Here is a 16534-nt window from a genome sequence, read left to right on the forward strand (position 1 = left end):
CACTCCGAACCCATGAAAAAGGCCCGGCAATCGCCGGGCCTTTTGTTTGACGTTCGGGTCGGCCGACGATTACTCCTCGCCGATCCCCGTCATGCCGACGATGCTGTAGCCGGCGTCGACGTAGGTGACCTCGCCGGTGATGCCGGCGGCCAGGTCGGAGCACAGGAACGCCGCGGCGTTGCCGACGTCCTCGATCGTGACGTTGCGGCGCAGCGGCGCCGCCGCCTCGAACTGCGTCAGCATCTTGCGGAAGTTGCCGACGCCCGAGGCGGCGAGTGTCTTGATCGGGCCGGCCGAAATCGCGTTGACGCGCGTGCCCTCCGGGCCGAGGTTCAGCGCCAGGTAGCGCACGGTCGACTCGAGGCTCGCCTTGGCGACGCCCATCACGTTGTAGTTCTGCAGCGCGCGCACCGCGCCGAGGTAGCTCAGCGTCAGGATGGCGCCGTTGCGGCCCTTCATCTGCGGCCGCGCGGCCTTGGCCAGGGCGGCGAGGGAGTAGGCGGAGATGTCGTGCGCGATGGCGAAGTTCTCGCGGGTCAGCCCCTCGAGGAAGTCGCCGCCGATCGCTTCGCGCGGGGCGAACGCCATGCAGTGCACGAGGATGTCGAAGCCTTCCGGCCAGTGCTTGCCGAGTTCACTGAAGCAGGCGTCGATCTGCTCGTCGGACGCGACATCGAGCGGCAGCACGATCTTCGAGCCGTACTCGGCGGCCGCGTCCTCGACGCGCGAGCGCAGCTTGTCGGTCTGGTAGGTCAGCGCCAGTTCCGCGCCCTGGCGGTGCATGGCTTCGGCGATGCCGGTGGCGATCGAACGCTGGCTGGCGATGCCGGTGATCAGTGCACGCTTGCCTTGCAGGAAACCCATGTGGCTCGTCCTCTCTGGAGGCCCGGGCGGCGATCGTGCCCGAGCAAAGACTCTAGTTTGCCCTGCGCCGGGCGGGCGGGCTACCGGCGCAGCGCCGTCACGGTGCGCCGGCGGCAGCGTCGATGCGCAACTCGGTGCCCGGACGCAGCACGCTGCGGGGCGTCAGCCCGTTGCGTTCGAGCAGGTCGGCAACGCCGATGCCGTAGCGGCGCGCAATCGTCCATGCGTTGTCGCCGCGCGCCACCACGTGGCGACGTTCGCCGGCGGCCAGCGGCCCGCCGGCGGGCGTTCCGTCGCCGGCGGCCTTGGCCAGCGGCGGATCGACGTCGGGCGCTGCGGGTGCGCGTTCGCGCACGGCCTCGCCAAGCGTGATCGTGGCCGCTGCGGATGTGGACGCCGCGGCGGGCACTGGCGGCGGGGTCGAGGTCGCCGCGACCAGCAGCTGTGCCGGCTGCCCCCCGGCGCGCGTGATGCGGCCGCCGGCGAATACGGGGTTCAGGCGGGCGAGTCGCGCCGGGTCGTGGCCGTTTCGCCGGGCCCACGCGCCCAGGTCGGTGGCACCTTCGGCAACGTCGACCACCTCGAGCCGGGCCACCGGGCGGTCGAGCGAGCGCAGCCACTCTTCGCGATCGTCGGCCTGCTCCATCAGGCACGACAGCGCGTGCAGCTTGCGCACGTACGACTGGGTGATGTCCGGCAGCGCCAGCTGCTCCGGCCGGGCGTTGCGCGCGGCCTGGCCGCTGCGCTTGAGGGCGCCGAGCACGCGGTATTCACCCGCGTTGTACGCCATGACCGCCAGTCGCCAGTCGCCGGCGAACATGCCGTGCAGGGTCTTGAGGTAGCGCACCGCGGCCCGAGTGGAGTCGATCGGCGAGTAGCGGCCGTCGTAACCGGGGCGGATCGGCACCTTATGGTTGCGCGCGGTGATCGTGATCATCTGCCACAGGCCCGCCGGGCCGGACGGGCTGCGGGCCGCGGGGTTGTAGCCGCTTTCGACGAACGGGATCAGCGCGTATTCGGTCGGCAGCCCGGCCTCGCGCAGCGCATCGACGACGTATCCGAACAGCGGCAGCAGGTCGTCGCGGCCCGATGCGAGCTTCTGCGGGGCGCTGACGAAGTGCTGCCGCCAGCGCGTGCTCGGCGCTGACGTGCAGTCGGGGTCCGCCAGGCCCTCGCGGAAGCGCTGGTAGATCGCCAGCCCCGTGGTCGGCGTGGCCGTTGGCGCGAGCGCGGCGGCGGGCGCGGCCGCCTGTGGCGTCGCCGGATCCGGCCCGTCGCTCTGTGCGAGCGCAGACGCGTGCACCGAGGCCAGCGACAGGCACGCGGCGAGCGCTGCGATCCGCAGCGTGCTCATGCGGCGAATCCGTCCTTCCAGCGCCGCAGTTCGGCGAATACCTCGACGTCGTCCGTCGGCGCGCGCCCGAGGCGCGTGGCCACGGCGGCCCGGACCGCCGGCGCGCCGGCGCGCAGGAACGGGTTGGCGGCGCGTTCGCTCGCCATCGTGCTTGGAACGCTCGGCTGTCCCTCGTCGCGCATCGCGCGGGCCTCCTCGGTGCGCTGCCGCAGCGCGGCGTTGTCGGGGTCGACCGCGTGCGCGAAGGCCGCGTTCGACAGGGTGTATTCGTGGCCGCAGCAGACCAGCGTGTCGTCCGGCAGCGCGGCCAGCCGCGCCAGCGAGTCGGCCATCTGCGCGGGCGTGCCTTCGAACAGCCGACCGCAGCCCAGGCTGAACAGCGTGTCGCCGCTGAACACGACGCCATGCCCGACGTAGGCGACGTGGCTCGTGGTGTGGCCGGGGACGGACAGCACGGTGAATCGCCAGCCGGCGACCTCCACTGCATCGCCTTGGCCGACGCGGGCGGCCGCTACGGTGATGCGTTCGTCCTCCGGTGCGAACACCGGCAGCGCCGGCCAGCGTGCCAGCAGCGCCGCCGTGCCGCCGACGTGGTCGGGGTGGTGGTGGGTCAGCAGGATCGCCGCCGGCTGCAGGCCGGCCTCGGCGGCCGCAAGCACCGGCGCGGCGTCTCCCGGGTCGACGACGATGGCGTCGGCCCCGTCGCGCGACAGCGTCCAGATGTAGTTGTCGCGGAGGGCGGGCAGGGCCTGCAAGCGCATCGGCAGGGGGTTCTCGTTCGTGGTGTCCGGAGGGTGGCACGACCGGCCGGGCCGGGGCCGTGCGAATTGCCGCAGAATCGGGCACGGGCCGCTCCGGGTCCGCCGCCGGCCCGACCATGCCCGCCCTGTCGCCCGACCGTCAACCCGCGACGCCGCTGGACTGGTTCGCCACCGAGGCCGGGCAGGGCGTGCTGGAGGTCGAGGCGCTAGCCGTCGCGCGCGTCCTCGCCGGCTGCCCGGCCCTGCCGTGGGCGTGGCTCGGGGTCCCCGGCGCCACGCCGCCGGACGTGCCCGGCGGTCGCGGGCTGCTGCTGCGACGTCACGACGGCGGCTTCGAAGGCGCCGTGCGCTGCGCGCTGCCGCTGCCGCTGGCGAGCGAGTCTTTGGGCGCGGTCCTGCTGCAGCATGCGCTGGACGACGGTTTCGAGCTCGACACGCTGCTCGGCGAGTGCGAACGGGTGCTCGCGCCCGGCGGCACCCTGTGGCTGGCGACGCTGAACCCGTGGAGTCCGTACCGGCTGCGCTGGGCGCGACTGGGCCTGCGCGTGCGCGGGCCAGGCCGCTGGCAGGCGCTGCTGCGCCGGGCCGGCTTCGCGCTCGATTCGGTCAACGTGCAGTGGATCGGGCCGTACTGGCGAAGCGCGCACGGCGATGCCGGCGTCGGGCCGCTCGACTGGCCCCGCGCGGGGCTGGCGCTCAGCGTCACCAAGCGCACGTACGCGATCGTGCCGCCGCGTCCGCTGCGCAGCCTGCGCTGGCAAGGCGCCGGCTCGGTCCGCGCCGGCCAGCTGCGCGGCTAGGCGATAATGGCGCGATGACCGCATCGATCGAACGCAAGTCCGTGCAGATCCACACCGATGGCGCCTGCCTCGGCAATCCGGGACCAGGCGGCTGGGGCGCCCTGCTACGCTACAAGGGCCGAGAGCGCGAACTGGCCGGCGGCGAGCCCGACACCACCAACAACCGCATGGAGCTGATGGCCGCGATCATGGCGCTCGAGACACTGACCGAGGCCTGCGACGTGGTGCTGATCACCGATTCGCAGTACGTGCGGCAGGGCATCACCGAGTGGATGGCGAACTGGGTCCGCCGCGGCTGGAAGACCGCCGCCGGCGACCCGGTCAAGAACCGCGACCTGTGGGAGCGGCTGCACGCCGCGACGGGCCGCCATCGCATCGACTGGCGGTGGGTCAAGGGCCACTCCGGCGACCCGGACAACGAGCGCGTCGACGTCCTCGCGCGCACCGCCGCGGAAAAGCTGCGCGGGCGCGCCGCGACCGCGCGCTGAGTGACCGGCCCCGCCACGGCATAATCGACCGATGCGCCAGATCATCCTCGACACCGAAACCACCGGCCTGAGCTGGGAACGCGGCAACCGCGTGGTCGAAATCGGCTGCGTCGAGTTCGTCGAGCGCCGACCGACCGGCCGCACGTTCCACACCTACCTCAACCCCGAGTGCCAGTTCGAGCAGGGCGCGCAGGAGGTCACCGGCCTGACCGTGGAGTTCCTGGCCGACAAGCCGAAGTTCGCCCAGGTGGTCGACGAGTTCCTCGCCTTCATCGACGGGGCCGAGCTGGTGATCCACAACGCCGCGTTCGACGTCGGCTTCCTCGACAACGAGCTGCGGCTGGCCGGCGCGCAGTACGGCCGGCTGGCCGATCGCTGCTCGATCGAGGATTCGCTGCTGATGGCGCGCCAGCGCTTCCCGGGGCAGCGCAACTCGCTCGACGCGCTGTGCAAGCGGCTGGGCGTCGACAACTCGCATCGCCAGCTGCACGGCGCGCTGCTCGACGCGCAGATCCTCGCGGACGTCTACATCGCGCTGACGTCCGGCCAGGAGGAGATCGGCTTCGCCGAGCCGAACGCGGCCGCCGCGGCGGGTCCGATGCCCGGACTGCAGTTGCGAGCCGACGCGCCGCGCCCGCGCGTGGTGGTGGCCGACGACGAGCTCGCCGCGCACGAGGCCCGCCTAGAACGGCTGCGGAAGAAGGCCGGGAAGGCCATGTGGGACCAGTGGCAGGCGCCTGCCGTGGCGGTCGACGCGGACGTGCCCGCGCTGGCGTGAGCCGGCGGACCGCGCGGACCGCGGGACCTCGCGCTACTGGCTGCGCACCAGCACCACGGTGATGTTGTCCGACCCGCCGCCGTCGAGCGCGGCGGCCACCAGCGTGTCGACGCACTCCTGCGCGCTGCAGTCGAGCCCGGCGAGCACCCGCGCGATGTTGCGGTCGTCGACCTCCTCGGTGAGCCCGTCGCTGCACAGCAGCAGCTGCATGCCCGGGCGCAGTTCGCCGGTCATCGTCTCGACGTTGAGGTTGCGCGGGTCGGTGACCCCCAGCGCCTGCGTCACCACGTTGCGGTGCGGGTGGCTGCGGGCCTGCTCGTGGGTGATCGCGCCGTTGGCGATCAGCTCCTGCACGTAGCTGTGGTCCTGCGACAGCTGGGCGAGGTGGCCGTCCCGCCACAGGTACACGCGGCTGTCGCCGACCCAGGCCACCTCGAAGCGGTTGCCCGCCACGCGCGCGGCCACCACGGTGGTGCCCATCGGCAGGGCGTCGTTGCGACGGCGGGACGTGCGGATGATCTCTTCGTCGGCGATCCGGATCGCCTGCGCGAGCGGCGTGCCGTCGCGGATCTCGCGCACGATCGTCTCGCGCGCCAGAGCGCTCGCCACCTCGCCGTACTCGTGGCCGCCCATGCCGTCGGCCACCAGCCACAGGCCCAGGTCGCTGTCGCCGTAGTACGTATCTTCGTTCAGGTCGCGGCGCAGGCCGACGTGCGTGAGATGGCCGAATTCGATCATGGGTCGATGATGCCGGTTCGCGTCGCCGGTTGCTTGAAAACGGTTAACGCAATCGTGCCCGCGGCCCGGCCGCGTGCGTAACCCGGGATAACCCTCACCATTCAGTACCGCCGATCGATTCCATACCGTGGCGGATCGCCGCATCGCGTCGCCCAGTGGCCCAGAAACGCAAAACGCCCCGCGAGGGGGCGCTGTGCGAATCTGGCGGAGAGGGGGGGATTCGAACCCCCGAGGCGCTATAAACGCCTGCCTGATTTCGAGTCAGGTACATTCAACCGCTCTGCCACCTCTCCGGTGCGTCGCGAGCCGCGAATGATACGGGGCCGGGCGTTGGCAGACAAGGCGTCCGAGGGCCCGGCTACACTGTCCGGCCTCCCACACCCACGGCCGGCCCATGTCCGAAATCCTCGTCCCGGTGTCCTTCGGCGAACTGCTGGACAAGATCGCCATCCTGCAGATCAAGTCCGAGCGCATGACCGACGAAGCCAAGCTGGCCAACGTCCGCCACGAGCTGTCGGCCCTGGAACAGACCTGGATGGCCCACCCCGCGGCCGGCGGCGACATCGCCAAGCTGCGCGCCGACCTCAAGGCCGTGAACGAGCGTCTGTGGGTGATCGAGGACGACATCCGGCTGAAGGAGAAGGCCCGCGCCTTCGACGAGGAGTTCATCCGCCTGGCCCGCGCCGTCTACTTCGAGAATGACGAGCGCGCGCGGATCAAGAAGGACATCAACCTCGCGCTGGGCTCCAGCTACGTCGAGGAGAAGTCGTACCAGGACTACCGCAGCGGCGACGCGCCCTGACGGGGCCGTTCCGCCCGCCGCTCCGCGCGGTGGCGATTCAGGCGTGGTCGGCGACGTAGCGCTCGAACGCGGCCACCGCGTCGTCGACCGTGACCAGGTCCATGACGCCGTCGTGCTCGATCTTGGTGCCCCAGCCGAGGTCGGCGGCGGGCTTGCCGAGGAACCTGCGCGCCGCGTCGTCGTAGCGGTCGACACAGTAGCGGCGGTCCGAATACGGGCCGCTTCGCGCCGGGTTGCTGGCGGCGTGAAGCCCCAGCACCTTGGTGCCCATCGCATTGGCGATGTGCATCGGGCCGGAGTCCGGCGTCACCAGCAGCCGGCCGCGCTCGAGCAGCGCCGGCAGCTGCTTGAGGCTGTCCTTGCCGATCAGGTCCAGCGCGCCGGCTCGGCGCATCGACGCGAGGATCGCGTCGCCGGTGGCGCGCTCGAGGTCGCTGCGCCCACCGCACAGCACCACCCGCCAGCCGCGGTCGATCGCATGGTCGGCCAGTGCGGCGTGGCGGTCCGCACGCCAGTTGCGCCGGACGTGGCTCGAGCACGGCGAGACGAGCATCGTCGGCACGCCGTCGTCGGGCCACTGCGCGCGCGCCCAGTCGCGGGCCTCATCGGGCACCGGCAGGTCCCAGCGCACCTGCGCCTGCCGCAGCCCCAGCGGCTCGCAGAAGCTGCCGATCGTGTCGAGCACGTGGATGCCCGGCCGCGCGGGGATGCGCTCGTTGACGAACAGCCCGTGGCCGTCCTTGGATCGCGCGCGGTCGTAGCCGATGCGCCGCGCGGCCGGGATGAACGCGGACAGAAGGTTGGCGCGCGCCGCCACCTGCATCTGCAGCAGCGCGTCGAAGCCCCGCGCCGCACCCGGTTGCGCCTTCAGCTCGCGGCGCAGCGCGCGCATGCCGGCGAGGCCGGAGCGCTTGTCGTACTCGACGAACGTCACGCCCGGAAGGCCGGCCAGCAGCCGGTGTTCGCCCTTGCCGATCACCCAGGTCAGGTCCGCGTCGGGCCATGCGGCCTGCAGCGTGCGCACCAGCGGCACGACGTGGGTGACATCGCCCAGCGCGGACAGCCGCAGCAGGCACAGCGAGCGGGGTGATGTGGGCACGTGAATTGCTAGACTCGCGGGAATGACGGGGTATGACGCAACCGAGGGACTGACGCCGTTCCGCGACGAGAGCGGGTACGGCGCGATTCTGTTCGACGCCACCCGCGTGCGGCAAGCCAACCCCGAGTGGTTCTCGCCATCGTACTGGGGAACGGCCGCGCGTCCGGTCGAAAGCGGTGGGCGCGGCGGGGCGTGGTTCGTCGACGCGCCGTTCGGCCCCGCACTGCTGCGCCGCTACCTGCGCGGCGGGCTGGTCGCTCAATTCAACCGCGACCGCTACTGGTGGCACGGCGCGTCCAAGACCCGCAGCTTCGCCGAGTTCCGGCTGACCCGCGCAATGGCCGAGAAGGGCGTGCCTGTGCCCCGGCCGATCGCCGCGATGTACCGCCGCGACGGCATGCGCTACACCGCCGCGATCCTGCTCGAGCGTCTGCCCGACGTGCGTTCGCTCGCCGACCGCGCCGCCGTCGCCGGCGACGGCGCGCCGTGGGAGGAGGCCGGCCGGCTGATCGCGCGCTTCCATCGCGCCGGGCTGGACCATGCCGACTTGAATGCGCACAACCTGCTGTTCGATCCGACCGCGCGCGGTTGGGTCATCGACCTCGACCGCGGCCAGCAGCGCATCCCCGCGACCGCGTGGCGCAAGGGCAACCTGGCGCGGCTGAAGCGCTCGCTGCTGAAGCTGCGCGGCGAACGGCCGGTGGCGGAGATCGAACGCGACTTCGAGCGCCTGCGCTCGGCCTACGAACGGGTCTGGGAGCGGGGCACCTGATGGGCTGGCAGCTGCGACTGCAGGGCGTCGGCAACGCCTCGGCCGTGGAGCTGGGCTCGGCGATGGCGACGATCGAGCGCGACGGCCGGCCGTGGCTGACGATCGACTGCGGGGGCGAAGGCCTGACCGCGTACCTGGCGCACTACGGCCACGCACCCGAAGCGCTGTTCGTCACCCACGCTCACCTGGACCACGTCGCCGGCTTCGAGCGACTGTTCGTCGACAGCTACTTCGCCCCGTCGCGCCGCGGCCGCGTGCGTGTGTACGTACCGGCGCCGCTGGTGCCGCTGCTGCACCGGCGCGTGGCCGACTACCCGAACCCGCTGGCCGAAGGCGGCGCGAACTTCTGGGATGCGTTCCAGCTGGTGCCGGTCGGCGATGCGTTCTGGCACGACGGCGTGCGGCTGGAGGTTTTCGCCACCCGCCACCACTGGCCGGACACGTCGTTCGGCCTGCGCCTGCACGGCAGCGTGGTGTGGACCGGGGACACCCGGCCGATTCCGGAGACGCTGGCGAAGTTCGCCGACGCCGGCGAGGTGATCGCGCACGACTGCGCGCTGCACGGCAACCCGTCGCACAGCGGCATCGACGACCTCGAGCGCGAGTACCCGCCGGCGCTGCTGCAGCGCTGCGTGCTGTACCACTACGCCAGCCGCGGGGACGGCGACGCGCTGGCGGCGCGCGGCTACCGCATCGGGCGGCCGGGCGAGGTCATCGCGCTGGCCGATACCACCGCCCCGCGCGCCGGAGCGGCGTGAGCGTCCCCATGCACGGGGACGCCGTCGATGCGCTCGGCCGGCCGCTGCACGACCTGCGGCTGTCGGTGATCGAGGCGTGCAATTTCCGCTGCCCGTACTGCATGCCCGCCGATCAGGTGCCGGACGACTACGGGCTCGACGCCGCGTCGCGGCTGTCGTTCAACGAAATCGAGACGCTGGTGCGCGCATTCGTGCGCCTCGGGGTGCGCAAGCTGCGCCTGACCGGTGGCGAACCGCTGCTGCGCAAGCGCCTGCCGGAGCTGGTCGCGCGCCTGGCGCGGATCGACGGACTCGACGACCTCGCGTTGACCACCAACGGCACCTTGCTGGCGCCGCTGGCGCGGCCGCTACACGAGGCCGGGCTGCGGCGGATCACCCTCAGTCTCGATGCGCTCGATCCGGCGCTGTTCCGCGCGATGTCGGGCGATCGCGGCGACGTGGCGACGGTGCTCGCCGGTATCGGCGCGGCGCGCGCAGCCGGGTTCGCGCCGGTCAAGCTGAACTGCGTGGTCCAGCGCGGCGTCAACGACGGCGAGGTCGAACCGCTGGTCGCGTTCGCGCGCGAGCACGGCCACGTCATGCGCTTCATCGAGTACATGGACGTCGGCAACTGCAACGGCTGGCGGCGCGAGGGCGTCGTGCCTTCGAGCGAGCTTCGCGACCGGATCGACGCGCGCTGGCCGCTGCGGCCGCTCGACGCCAATTACCGCGGCGAAGTCGCCTCGCGCTACGCGTTCGCCGATGGCAGCGGGGAAGTGGGGTTCGTCAGCTCGGTCAATGCCCCGTTCTGCGGCGATTGCCACCGCGCCCGCATCGCGGCGGACGGCACGCTGTACACCTGCTTGTTCGCGTCCGGCGGCCAGCCGTTGCGGGCCGTCATCGGCCGGGGCGAGGCGGCGTTGGCCGCGCACGTGCACGCGCTGTGGGCGATGCGCGCCGACCGCTACAGCGAGCTGCGCGCCACCACGCCGGAGCGCCGCAAGGTGGAGATGTTCCTCGTCGGCGGGTGACGGCACGGCGGCCTGCATCACCCGGGGCCGCGGCCTCGTACAATCGAGCCGTGAACAAGACGCCGCGCCTCACCCATCTCGACCCCGACGGGCGCCCGGCCATGGTCGACGTGTCGGCCAAGGCCGCCACGCCGCGCGAGGCCCGGGCCGAGTGCCGGGTGCGCTTTCCGGCCGCGGTGGCCGCCATGCTCCGCCGCAGCGGCCTGAAGAGCGCCAAGGGCGGCGTGGTCGACACCGCGATCATCGCCGGCACGATGGCGGTCAAGCGCACGCACGAGTTGATCCCGTTCTGCCATCCGCTGCCGATCGACGGCGTCCGCTTCGCGATCGACTGGGACGGCGACACCGCGCTGCGGATCGAATGCACGGTGCGGACCACACATCGCACCGGCGTCGAGATGGAAGCACTGACCGGCGCAACGATCGCCGCGCTGACCGTCTACGACATGTGCAAGGCGCTGAGCCATCGCATCGTGATTGGCCCGGCGAAGCTGGTCGCCAAACGAGGCGGCAAGCGCGACGTCGGTTCGCTGGGATGAGCGCGACGGTGACGGTGCTGTATTTCGCCAGCCTCCGCGACGCGGCCGGACGCGATCGCGAAGAGGTCGCCAGCGACGGCGACCTCGGCTCGCTGTACGACGCGCTGCGGGCCCGGCACGGGTTCGCCCTGCCGCGCGAGCGGCTGCGCGTGGCGGTGGACGGCGCATTCGTGCGCTGGGACGCGCCGGTGCGCGACGGCAGCGAGGTCGCCTTCATTCCGCCGGTGTCGGGAGGCTGATCGTGAGGCGCTTCCGCATCGCCGACGCGCCGTTCGACGTCGCGCCGCTGCGCGCGCAGCTGCTGGACGAGCGCGCCGGCGCCTACGCCAGCTTCGAAGGCTGGGTGCGCAACCACCATGCGGGCCGCGCGGTCGGCGGACTGCGCTACGAGGCCTATCTCGAACTGGCCGAGCGCGAGGGCGGACGGATCCTCGACGAAGCGCGGTCCCGCTTCGCGATCACCGATGCGCGCTGCGTGCACCGCGTGGGCGACCTCGCGCTCGGCGAGCTGGCGGTGTGGGTCGGCGTCGGTGCGGCCCATCGCGACGCCGCGTTCGGCGCGTGCCGCTGGATCATCGACGAGGTCAAGGCGCACGTGCCGATCTGGAAGCACGAGCGCTACGCCGACGGCGATGCGCAGTGGCTTCACCCCGACGGTCCACGCTGAGTCGGCCCGCGCGACCATTCATCCACGAGGAGGTTCACGCATGTCCGTGAGTGCCCGCTGCGCCGCCGTGGCATCGCTGGCCGCTTTGCTGGCGGCTGCCGCTCCGCTTGCGGCGGCCGAACTGCTGGTCGGCAACAAGTCCGCCGACACGCTGTGGCGCCTGTCGCTGGAGGACGGCCGCCGGCTCGGCGAGATCGCCACCGGCGACGGCCCGCACGAGGTCGTCGTCAACGGCGACGGGCGACGTGCGGTGGTGACGAATTACGGCGCGGCGACCGCGGGCAACAGCCTGACCGTCGTCGACATGGCGACAGCCACCGTGCGGACCGTGGCGCTCGGCGAGCAAGGGCGCCCGCACGGCGTGCGCTTCCTGCCCGGCGGTCAGCGCGTCGTCGTCACGACCGAGGCGGCGCGCACGCTGGTGCTCGTCGACCTCGCCGCCGGCCGCGTGGAGCGCGCGGTCCCGATGGGCGACGGCCGCGGCCACATGGTCGCGCTGTCGGCCGATGGCCGTGCGGCCTTCGTGACCAAGATCGACAGCGGCACGCTGAGCCGCGTCGACCTCGAACGCGGCCGAAAGACGCTCGAGGCCGCCGCAGGCGCTGGCGCCGAGGGCGTGGCGGTCCATCCGCGCACCGGCGAAGTGTGGGTCAGCAACCGCGAGGCCGGCACCGTCACCGTGCACGACCCCGACACGCTGGCCATCCGGGCGACCGTGCCGAGTCCGGGCTTCCCAATCCGCGTGGTGTTCACGGACGACGGGCGCCGCGCGCTCGTGACCAACGCCCGCGCGGCCACGCTGTCGGTGGTCGATGCGAAGACCCGTCGCGTCGAGCGCAGCGTCGCGCTGGCCCGCGATGGCGCCGAGTACCGCGACACGCTGCTGGGTCGCGCGGCGCTGCCGATTGGTGTGGTCGCCGATCCCGACGGCCGCCGCGCCTACGTGGCGATCAGCGGCGGCGATGAGATCGCCGTCGTCGACCTCGATGCGGGCACGGTGACGGCGCGATGGCCGACCGGACGCGAGCCCGACGCGCTCGCGATCGCTCCCGGTCGGGACTGAACCGCCGGCGCGGTGTGCTGGGGCGACGGCGAGCGCGGGCGGCATGGGTCTGCGATGCGCGATTCGCGCCGCCCCGCAAAGGCGATGGCCCCGCCAGCGTGACTCCGGCGCCCGAATCAGTCGATACCGTTGCTGCCTTCCGGCCCTGGCGGGGTTTTCGACCTATCGTCGCGGAGGCGCCAACGGGGCCACCATGGACAGTTGCGTGGAGACTTGCTGTAAAGCGTCGCGAAGCAGGTTCGCGTGGGACGTTCTGCGTGGGGCGTGGTGCTGCGGTCTGGCGGAGAGAGGGGGATTCGAACCCCCGAAGCGCGGTTTAGACGCTTACACACTTTCCAGGCGTGCTCCTTCAACCACTCGGACACCTCTCCGCACCTGGGACCACTGCCCTGAACGCGGCATCCGGCCGTTTTCAGGGTCGCAAAGTCTAGCCCCGGCGGGGGTTTGGAACAAGCGCGGCGCTCGCCGGGCGCGCCGGCGACGGTGCGCCGCCGGGGCGATCCGATGCGCCGTGGCACAATGCCGCATGCCTCGCCAGGCGGTCCGTGCGCTTCGCCGCAAACGCGCGCCGGCCTGCCCGGCAACGCCGAATTCCCGCCCGCTCCACGCCGCCCGACCGCGATAAGGATCCGATGTCCTACCTCGTCCTCGCCCGCAAATGGCGCCCGAAGCGCTTCGCCGAACTGGTCGGGCAGGAACACGTCGTGCGCGCGCTGACCAACGCGCTCGGCACCGGTCGCGTCCACCACGCGTTCCTGTTCACCGGCACGCGCGGCGTCGGCAAGACCACCATCGCCCGGATCTTTGCGAAGTCGCTGAACTGCGAGCAGGGCACGTCGGCCGATCCGTGCGGCGAGTGCAACAGCTGCCGCGACATCGACGCCGGCCGCTTCATCGACCTGCTCGAGATCGACGCCGCGTCGAACACCGGCGTCGACGACGTGCGCGAGGTGATCGAGAACGCGCAGTACATGCCCAGCCGCGGCCGGGTGAAGGTCTACCTGATCGACGAAGTGCACATGCTGTCGAAGGCGGCGTTCAACGCGCTGCTGAAGACGCTGGAAGAGCCGCCGGGGCACGTGAAGTTCCTGCTGGCGACGACCGACCCGCAGAAGCTGCCGGTGACCGTGCTGTCGCGCTGCCTGCAGTTCAATCTGAAGCGGCTGGACGAGGCGCAGATCAGCGGGCAGATGACCCGGATCCTCGCCGCCGAGGGCATCGATGTCGACGCCGGCGCGATCCGCCAGCTCAGCAAGGCCGCCGACGGCAGCCTGCGCGACGGGCTGTCGCTGCTCGACCAGGCGATCGCGTACTCCGGCGCGAACACATCGGGCTCGCGGCTCGAGGACGCCGCGGTGGCGGCGATGCTCGGCACCGTCGACCGCACCCGCGTGGGCGCGCTGCTCGCCGCGCTGGCCGGCGGCGCGGGCAGCGCGGTGATGGACGAAGTCGCCGCGCTCGGCGAGTTCTCGCCGGACTGGTCCGGCGTGCTCGACGCGCTGGCCGATGCGCTGCACCGCGTGCAGGTGCGCCAGCTGGTGCCGGACGCGGCGGTCGAGGCCGATGGCGTCGACATCGATGCGCTCGCCTCGGCGCTGCGGCCCGAGCTGGTGCAGCTGTGGTACCAGATGGCGCTGCACGGACGCCGCGACCTGCCGCTTGCGCCGAGCCCGCGCGCCGGCTTCGAGATGACCGTGCTGCGGATGCTGGCGTTCCGCCCGGCCGGCAGCGACGCGGCGACCGCCGGCAGCGGCGCGCCGGGCCGTTCGGCCGCGCCGGCCCGCGCGCCCACGGCGGCGGCATCCGACGCCAACGTTTCCGCCGCGGCGCCGCGCGTCGCGCCGACGGGGGCTGCCGCGGCGGCCGCACGCGAGCTCGCCACGCCGGCCCCGCGCGCCGCTGAACCGGCCACGCCCCCGCGCGATACGCAGCGCACGGTCGCGTCGGCCAGCACGCCGGTCGCGCCCGCGGCACGTCAACCGGCTCAAACGGCGCCCGCTCCAACCGCGCCGGCAATCTCGCTGCCGGCGGCCGACGCAGCGGCCGCTCCGAATCGCGCCGTCTACACCGGCGACATCGCCGACGCCGACGCGTGGGCCGCCCTGGTCGCCGCGAGCAACCTGCGCGGCCCGGCGCGTCTGCTGGCCGAGCACGCCGGCTTCGTCGGCTATGCCGACGGCGTGCTGCGCCTGACGCTGGGCCCGACCGACGAACACCTGCGCGGCGCGGCGATGGTCAAGCTGGTCGCCGACGCGCTCGCACCGACGCTCGGCGCGCCGCCGCAGATCCGCTTCGAGACCGCCGAGCAGCCGGTCGAATCGCTGCGCCAGCGCAGCGACCGAGCCCGCGACGAACGCCAGGGCGCGGCCGAGCAGGCGTTCATGAGTTCCCCCGACGTGCAGCGGCTGATGTCGCAGCACGGCGCGAAGCTGGTGCCGGATTCGATCCGGCCCTTCGACGACTGACCACCCCACACACGACGCAAGCGAGAACAGACATGCGTGGAAACATCGCCCAACTGATGCAGCAGGCGCAGAAGATGCAGGAAAACCTGCAGCGCGCCCAGGAAGAGCTGGCCAAGCTCGAGGTCACCGGCAGCGCCGGCGGCGGCATGGTCAGCGTGACGCTGACCGGCCGGATGGAGTGCCGCAAGGTGCGCATCGACCCGAGCGTGCTTGCCGATCCGGAAATGGCCGAAGACCTCGTCGCGGCCGCGTTCAACGATGCCGTCAACAAGGCCAACGCCGAGTCGCAGTCGAAGATGGGCGCCGCCACGGCCGGCATGCCGATCCCGCCGGGCATGAAGCTGCCGGGCCTGGGCTTCTGATCGACCTCGCCGCGCCGACTGCATGACCTCGCCGCTGCTCGAACAGCTGATCGACGCGTTCCGCGTGCTGCCCGGCGTCGGGCCCAAGTCGGCGCAGCGCATGGCCTACCACGTGCTCGAACGCGAGCGCGCTGGCGGCCAGCGCCTCGCCGACGCGCTCGGCGCGGCGATCGAAAAGGTCGGCCACTGCGTGCGCTGCCGCGACTTTAGCGAAACGGAGGTCTGCGGCACCTGCGCGAGCGCATCGCGCGACGCGCACCTGCTGTGCGCGGTCGAGTCGCCGGCCGACCGGCTGGCGATCGAGCAGGCGACCGGCTTCCGCGGCCTGTACTTCATCCTGCAGGGCCGGCTCAGCCCGCTGGACGGGATCGGGCCGCGCGAACTGGGCCTGGACACGCTCGCCGCGCGGCTGGCCGAAGGCGAGGTGCAGGAGCTGATCATCGCGACCAACCCGACCGTCGAGGGCGAGGCAACCGCGCACTACCTGGCCCAGCTGGCGCGCCAGCATGCGGTGCGGCCGACCCGGCTCGCGCACGGCGTCCCGCTCGGCGGCGAGCTCGAATACGTCGACCGCGGCACGCTGTCGCATGCGTTCGGCGGCCGCAGCGAGATGGCCGACTGAGCCGGCAGCCGCACGGCCGCACGTTCCACAAGCAACAGACGCAACACAAGCAACACACGCAAGACAAGCAACACACGCAAGACACGCAAGACACGCAAGACACGCAAGACACGCAAGACACGCAAGGCACGCAAGGCACGCAAGGCACGCAAGGCACGCAGGGAACAGCCCGATGACCGATACCATCTTCCACAAGATCATCCGCCGCGAGATCCCGGCCGACATCGTGTTCGAGGACGAGCACGTGATCGCGTTCCGCGACATCGCGCCGCAGGCGCCGGTGCACGTGCTGTTCGTGCCGAAGGTCGACGTGGCGACGCTCAACGACCTGCCCGCGTCACAGCCGGAGGTGGTCGGGCGCCTGGCGATCGCCGCGGCGGCGTATGCGAAGCGCGAGGGCTTCGCCGACGACGGCTACCGCGTCGTCATCAACTGCAACGGGCACGGCGGGCAAACGGTGTTCCAGGTGCACCTGCACCTGCTGGCGGGCGCGCCGCTGGGGCGGTTCGGCACGGCCCGGGATTCCTGATCCCGACGGCCGACCCGCATGTCGATGACGGCGTGCCGCGCCTGCGTCGCGTAGGTCGGCGAC

Annotated in this window: 20 protein-coding genes, 2 tRNA genes and 1 other RNA gene; 15 read left to right on the plus strand and 8 right to left on the minus strand. The window is 72.1% G+C overall.

The window, feature by feature from the left end; translation table 11 throughout:
• Window positions 1-69: 69 nt before the first annotated feature.
• From D3A60_RS05740 to gloB, 3 genes are all read right to left on the minus strand, one after another.
• Complete coding sequence (locus D3A60_RS05740) at window positions 70-864, minus strand: enoyl-ACP reductase FabI (protein WP_119717779.1); 795 nt, start codon at window positions 862-864, stop codon at window positions 70-72.
• Window positions 865-961: 97 nt separating this feature from the next.
• Window positions 962-2218, minus strand: a complete 1257-nt coding sequence (locus tag D3A60_RS05745; RefSeq protein WP_119717780.1) for a lytic transglycosylase domain-containing protein — start codon at window positions 2216-2218, stop codon at window positions 962-964.
• Window positions 2215-2979 carry a hydroxyacylglutathione hydrolase gene (gloB, locus tag D3A60_RS05750; protein WP_119717781.1) on the minus strand — a complete coding sequence of 255 codons (765 nt, stop codon included), beginning with the start codon at window positions 2977-2979 and terminating at the stop codon, window positions 2215-2217. Before gloB ends, D3A60_RS05745 begins: the two co-directional genes overlap by 4 nt.
• A gap of 116 nt (window positions 2980-3095) precedes the next feature.
• Between gloB and D3A60_RS05755 the strand changes: the two genes are divergently transcribed.
• The 3 genes from D3A60_RS05755 to dnaQ are packed head-to-tail and all read left to right on the plus strand — an operon-like array spanning window position 3096 to window position 5045.
• A complete protein-coding gene (locus tag D3A60_RS05755; protein ID WP_119717782.1) occupies window positions 3096-3779 on the plus strand; it encodes a methyltransferase domain-containing protein in 684 nt (227 codons plus the stop codon).
• A gap of 14 nt (window positions 3780-3793) precedes the next feature.
• Entirely contained in the window at window positions 3794-4267 is a 474-nt protein-coding gene (gene rnhA / locus D3A60_RS05760; RefSeq protein ID WP_119717783.1) for a ribonuclease HI, read from the plus strand.
• Window positions 4268-4298: 31 nt separating this feature from the next.
• Window positions 4299-5045 carry a DNA polymerase III subunit epsilon gene (gene dnaQ / locus D3A60_RS05765; RefSeq protein ID WP_119717784.1) on the plus strand — a complete coding sequence of 249 codons (747 nt, stop codon included), beginning with the start codon at window positions 4299-4301 and terminating at the stop codon, window positions 5043-5045.
• 33 nt (window positions 5046-5078) lie between these two features.
• On the opposite strand, the gene D3A60_RS05770 is transcribed toward dnaQ, so the two are convergent.
• Window positions 5079-5783 carry a PP2C family protein-serine/threonine phosphatase gene (locus D3A60_RS05770; RefSeq protein WP_119717785.1) on the minus strand — a complete coding sequence of 235 codons (705 nt, stop codon included), beginning with the start codon at window positions 5781-5783 and terminating at the stop codon, window positions 5079-5081.
• A 202-nt stretch (window positions 5784-5985) separates the two neighbouring features.
• A tRNA-Ser gene (locus D3A60_RS05775) sits at window positions 5986-6076 on the minus strand.
• A 101-nt stretch (window positions 6077-6177) separates the two neighbouring features.
• On the opposite strand from D3A60_RS05775, the gene D3A60_RS05780 reads away from it, so the two are divergent.
• Window positions 6178-6585, plus strand: a complete 408-nt coding sequence (locus tag D3A60_RS05780) for a DUF6165 family protein (RefSeq protein ID WP_119717786.1) — start codon at window positions 6178-6180, stop codon at window positions 6583-6585.
• 37 nt (window positions 6586-6622) lie between these two features.
• Here D3A60_RS05780 and D3A60_RS05785 read toward each other — a convergent pair whose 3' ends face one another.
• Window positions 6623-7684 carry a glycosyltransferase family 9 protein gene (locus tag D3A60_RS05785; protein WP_119717787.1) on the minus strand — a complete coding sequence of 354 codons (1062 nt, stop codon included), beginning with the start codon at window positions 7682-7684 and terminating at the stop codon, window positions 6623-6625.
• Window positions 7685-7706: 22 nt separating this feature from the next.
• On the opposite strand from D3A60_RS05785, the gene D3A60_RS05790 reads away from it, so the two are divergent.
• Genes D3A60_RS05790 through D3A60_RS05820 form a run of 7 tightly spaced genes read left to right on the plus strand, consistent with a single transcriptional unit; the run spans window position 7707 to window position 12493 of the window.
• On the plus strand, window positions 7707-8456 hold the full coding sequence (locus D3A60_RS05790) for a 3-deoxy-D-manno-octulosonic acid kinase (RefSeq protein ID WP_119717788.1): 750 nt from the start codon (window positions 7707-7709) through the stop codon (window positions 8454-8456).
• Window positions 8456-9214, plus strand: coding sequence for an MBL fold metallo-hydrolase (locus D3A60_RS05795; RefSeq protein WP_119717789.1), 759 nt, complete (start codon window positions 8456-8458; stop codon window positions 9212-9214). The genes D3A60_RS05790 and D3A60_RS05795 overlap by 1 nt, the downstream gene beginning before the upstream one ends.
• A gap of 8 nt (window positions 9215-9222) precedes the next feature.
• Window positions 9223-10224: a GTP 3',8-cyclase MoaA gene (gene moaA / locus D3A60_RS05800; protein WP_119717790.1), complete on the plus strand. Its 1002-nt coding sequence runs from the start codon at window positions 9223-9225 to the stop codon at window positions 10222-10224.
• Window positions 10225-10274: 50 nt separating this feature from the next.
• Window positions 10275-10763, plus strand: coding sequence for a cyclic pyranopterin monophosphate synthase MoaC (moaC, locus tag D3A60_RS05805; RefSeq protein ID WP_269203659.1), 489 nt, complete (start codon window positions 10275-10277; stop codon window positions 10761-10763).
• Window positions 10760-11002 (plus strand): molybdopterin converting factor subunit 1, encoded by a 243-nt coding sequence (gene moaD / locus D3A60_RS05810; RefSeq protein WP_119717792.1) that lies wholly within the window; start codon window positions 10760-10762, stop codon window positions 11000-11002. Before moaC ends, moaD begins: the two co-directional genes overlap by 4 nt.
• 2 nt (window positions 11003-11004) lie before the next feature.
• Window positions 11005-11430, plus strand: coding sequence for a molybdenum cofactor biosynthesis protein MoaE (locus D3A60_RS05815; RefSeq protein WP_231120422.1), 426 nt, complete (start codon window positions 11005-11007; stop codon window positions 11428-11430).
• Between the two features lie 40 nt (window positions 11431-11470).
• On the plus strand, window positions 11471-12493 hold the full coding sequence (locus D3A60_RS05820; RefSeq protein ID WP_119717793.1) for a YncE family protein: 1023 nt from the start codon (window positions 11471-11473) through the stop codon (window positions 12491-12493).
• An 88-nt stretch (window positions 12494-12581) separates the two neighbouring features.
• Here the strand turns inward: D3A60_RS05820 and ffs are convergent.
• An RNA gene (ffs, locus tag D3A60_RS05825) (signal recognition particle sRNA small type) lies at window positions 12582-12678 on the minus strand.
• A 93-nt stretch (window positions 12679-12771) separates the two neighbouring features.
• Window positions 12772-12864: transfer RNA gene (locus tag D3A60_RS05830), tRNA-Ser, on the minus strand.
• A gap of 261 nt (window positions 12865-13125) precedes the next feature.
• Here D3A60_RS05830 and dnaX point away from each other — a divergent pair.
• The 4 genes from dnaX (at window position 13126) to D3A60_RS05855 (ending at window position 16471) form a co-directional block, all read left to right on the plus strand.
• The gene (dnaX, locus tag D3A60_RS05835) at window positions 13126-14958 is read left to right on the plus strand and encodes a DNA polymerase III subunit gamma/tau (protein ID WP_119717794.1); all 1833 of its coding nucleotides are present in this window, start codon (window positions 13126-13128) and stop codon (window positions 14956-14958) included.
• A gap of 32 nt (window positions 14959-14990) precedes the next feature.
• The gene (locus D3A60_RS05840; RefSeq protein ID WP_119717795.1) at window positions 14991-15320 is read left to right on the plus strand and encodes a YbaB/EbfC family nucleoid-associated protein; all 330 of its coding nucleotides are present in this window, start codon (window positions 14991-14993) and stop codon (window positions 15318-15320) included.
• Between the two features lie 22 nt (window positions 15321-15342).
• Window positions 15343-15942: a recombination mediator RecR gene (recR, locus tag D3A60_RS05845; RefSeq protein ID WP_119717796.1), complete on the plus strand. Its 600-nt coding sequence runs from the start codon at window positions 15343-15345 to the stop codon at window positions 15940-15942.
• 172 nt (window positions 15943-16114) lie between these two features.
• On the plus strand, window positions 16115-16471 hold the full coding sequence (locus tag D3A60_RS05855; RefSeq protein WP_119717797.1) for a histidine triad nucleotide-binding protein: 357 nt from the start codon (window positions 16115-16117) through the stop codon (window positions 16469-16471).
• Window positions 16472-16534 lie beyond the last annotated feature (63 nt).

Source organism: Cognatilysobacter tabacisoli (assembly GCF_003586305.1).
Taxonomy (GTDB): domain Bacteria; phylum Pseudomonadota; class Gammaproteobacteria; order Xanthomonadales; family Xanthomonadaceae; genus Cognatilysobacter_A; species Cognatilysobacter_A tabacisoli.

Coding starts and splice junctions, on each gene's coding strand:
- gloB (WP_119717781.1), bottom strand. CDS start 2,979: ATGCGCTTGCAGGCCCTGCCCGCCCTCCGCGACAACTACATCTGGACG.
- D3A60_RS05855 (WP_119717797.1), top strand. CDS start 16,115: ATGACCGATACCATCTTCCACAAGATCATCCGCCGCGAGATCCCGGCC.
- D3A60_RS05740 (WP_119717779.1), bottom strand. CDS start 864: ATGGGTTTCCTGCAAGGCAAGCGTGCACTGATCACCGGCATCGCCAGC.
- moaA (WP_119717790.1), top strand. CDS start 9,223: ATGCACGGGGACGCCGTCGATGCGCTCGGCCGGCCGCTGCACGACCTG.
- D3A60_RS05790 (WP_119717788.1), top strand. CDS start 7,707: ATGACGGGGTATGACGCAACCGAGGGACTGACGCCGTTCCGCGACGAG.
- moaD (WP_119717792.1), top strand. CDS start 10,760: ATGAGCGCGACGGTGACGGTGCTGTATTTCGCCAGCCTCCGCGACGCG.
- D3A60_RS05745 (WP_119717780.1), bottom strand. CDS start 2,218: ATGAGCACGCTGCGGATCGCAGCGCTCGCCGCGTGCCTGTCGCTGGCC.
- D3A60_RS05780 (WP_119717786.1), top strand. CDS start 6,178: ATGTCCGAAATCCTCGTCCCGGTGTCCTTCGGCGAACTGCTGGACAAG.
- recR (WP_119717796.1), top strand. CDS start 15,343: ATGACCTCGCCGCTGCTCGAACAGCTGATCGACGCGTTCCGCGTGCTG.
- D3A60_RS05795 (WP_119717789.1), top strand. CDS start 8,456: ATGGGCTGGCAGCTGCGACTGCAGGGCGTCGGCAACGCCTCGGCCGTG.
- D3A60_RS05840 (WP_119717795.1), top strand. CDS start 14,991: ATGCGTGGAAACATCGCCCAACTGATGCAGCAGGCGCAGAAGATGCAG.
- D3A60_RS05820 (WP_119717793.1), top strand. CDS start 11,471: ATGTCCGTGAGTGCCCGCTGCGCCGCCGTGGCATCGCTGGCCGCTTTG.
- D3A60_RS05755 (WP_119717782.1), top strand. CDS start 3,096: ATGCCCGCCCTGTCGCCCGACCGTCAACCCGCGACGCCGCTGGACTGG.
- D3A60_RS05770 (WP_119717785.1), bottom strand. CDS start 5,783: ATGATCGAATTCGGCCATCTCACGCACGTCGGCCTGCGCCGCGACCTG.
- dnaX (WP_119717794.1), top strand. CDS start 13,126: ATGTCCTACCTCGTCCTCGCCCGCAAATGGCGCCCGAAGCGCTTCGCC.
- rnhA (WP_119717783.1), top strand. CDS start 3,794: ATGACCGCATCGATCGAACGCAAGTCCGTGCAGATCCACACCGATGGC.
- dnaQ (WP_119717784.1), top strand. CDS start 4,299: ATGCGCCAGATCATCCTCGACACCGAAACCACCGGCCTGAGCTGGGAA.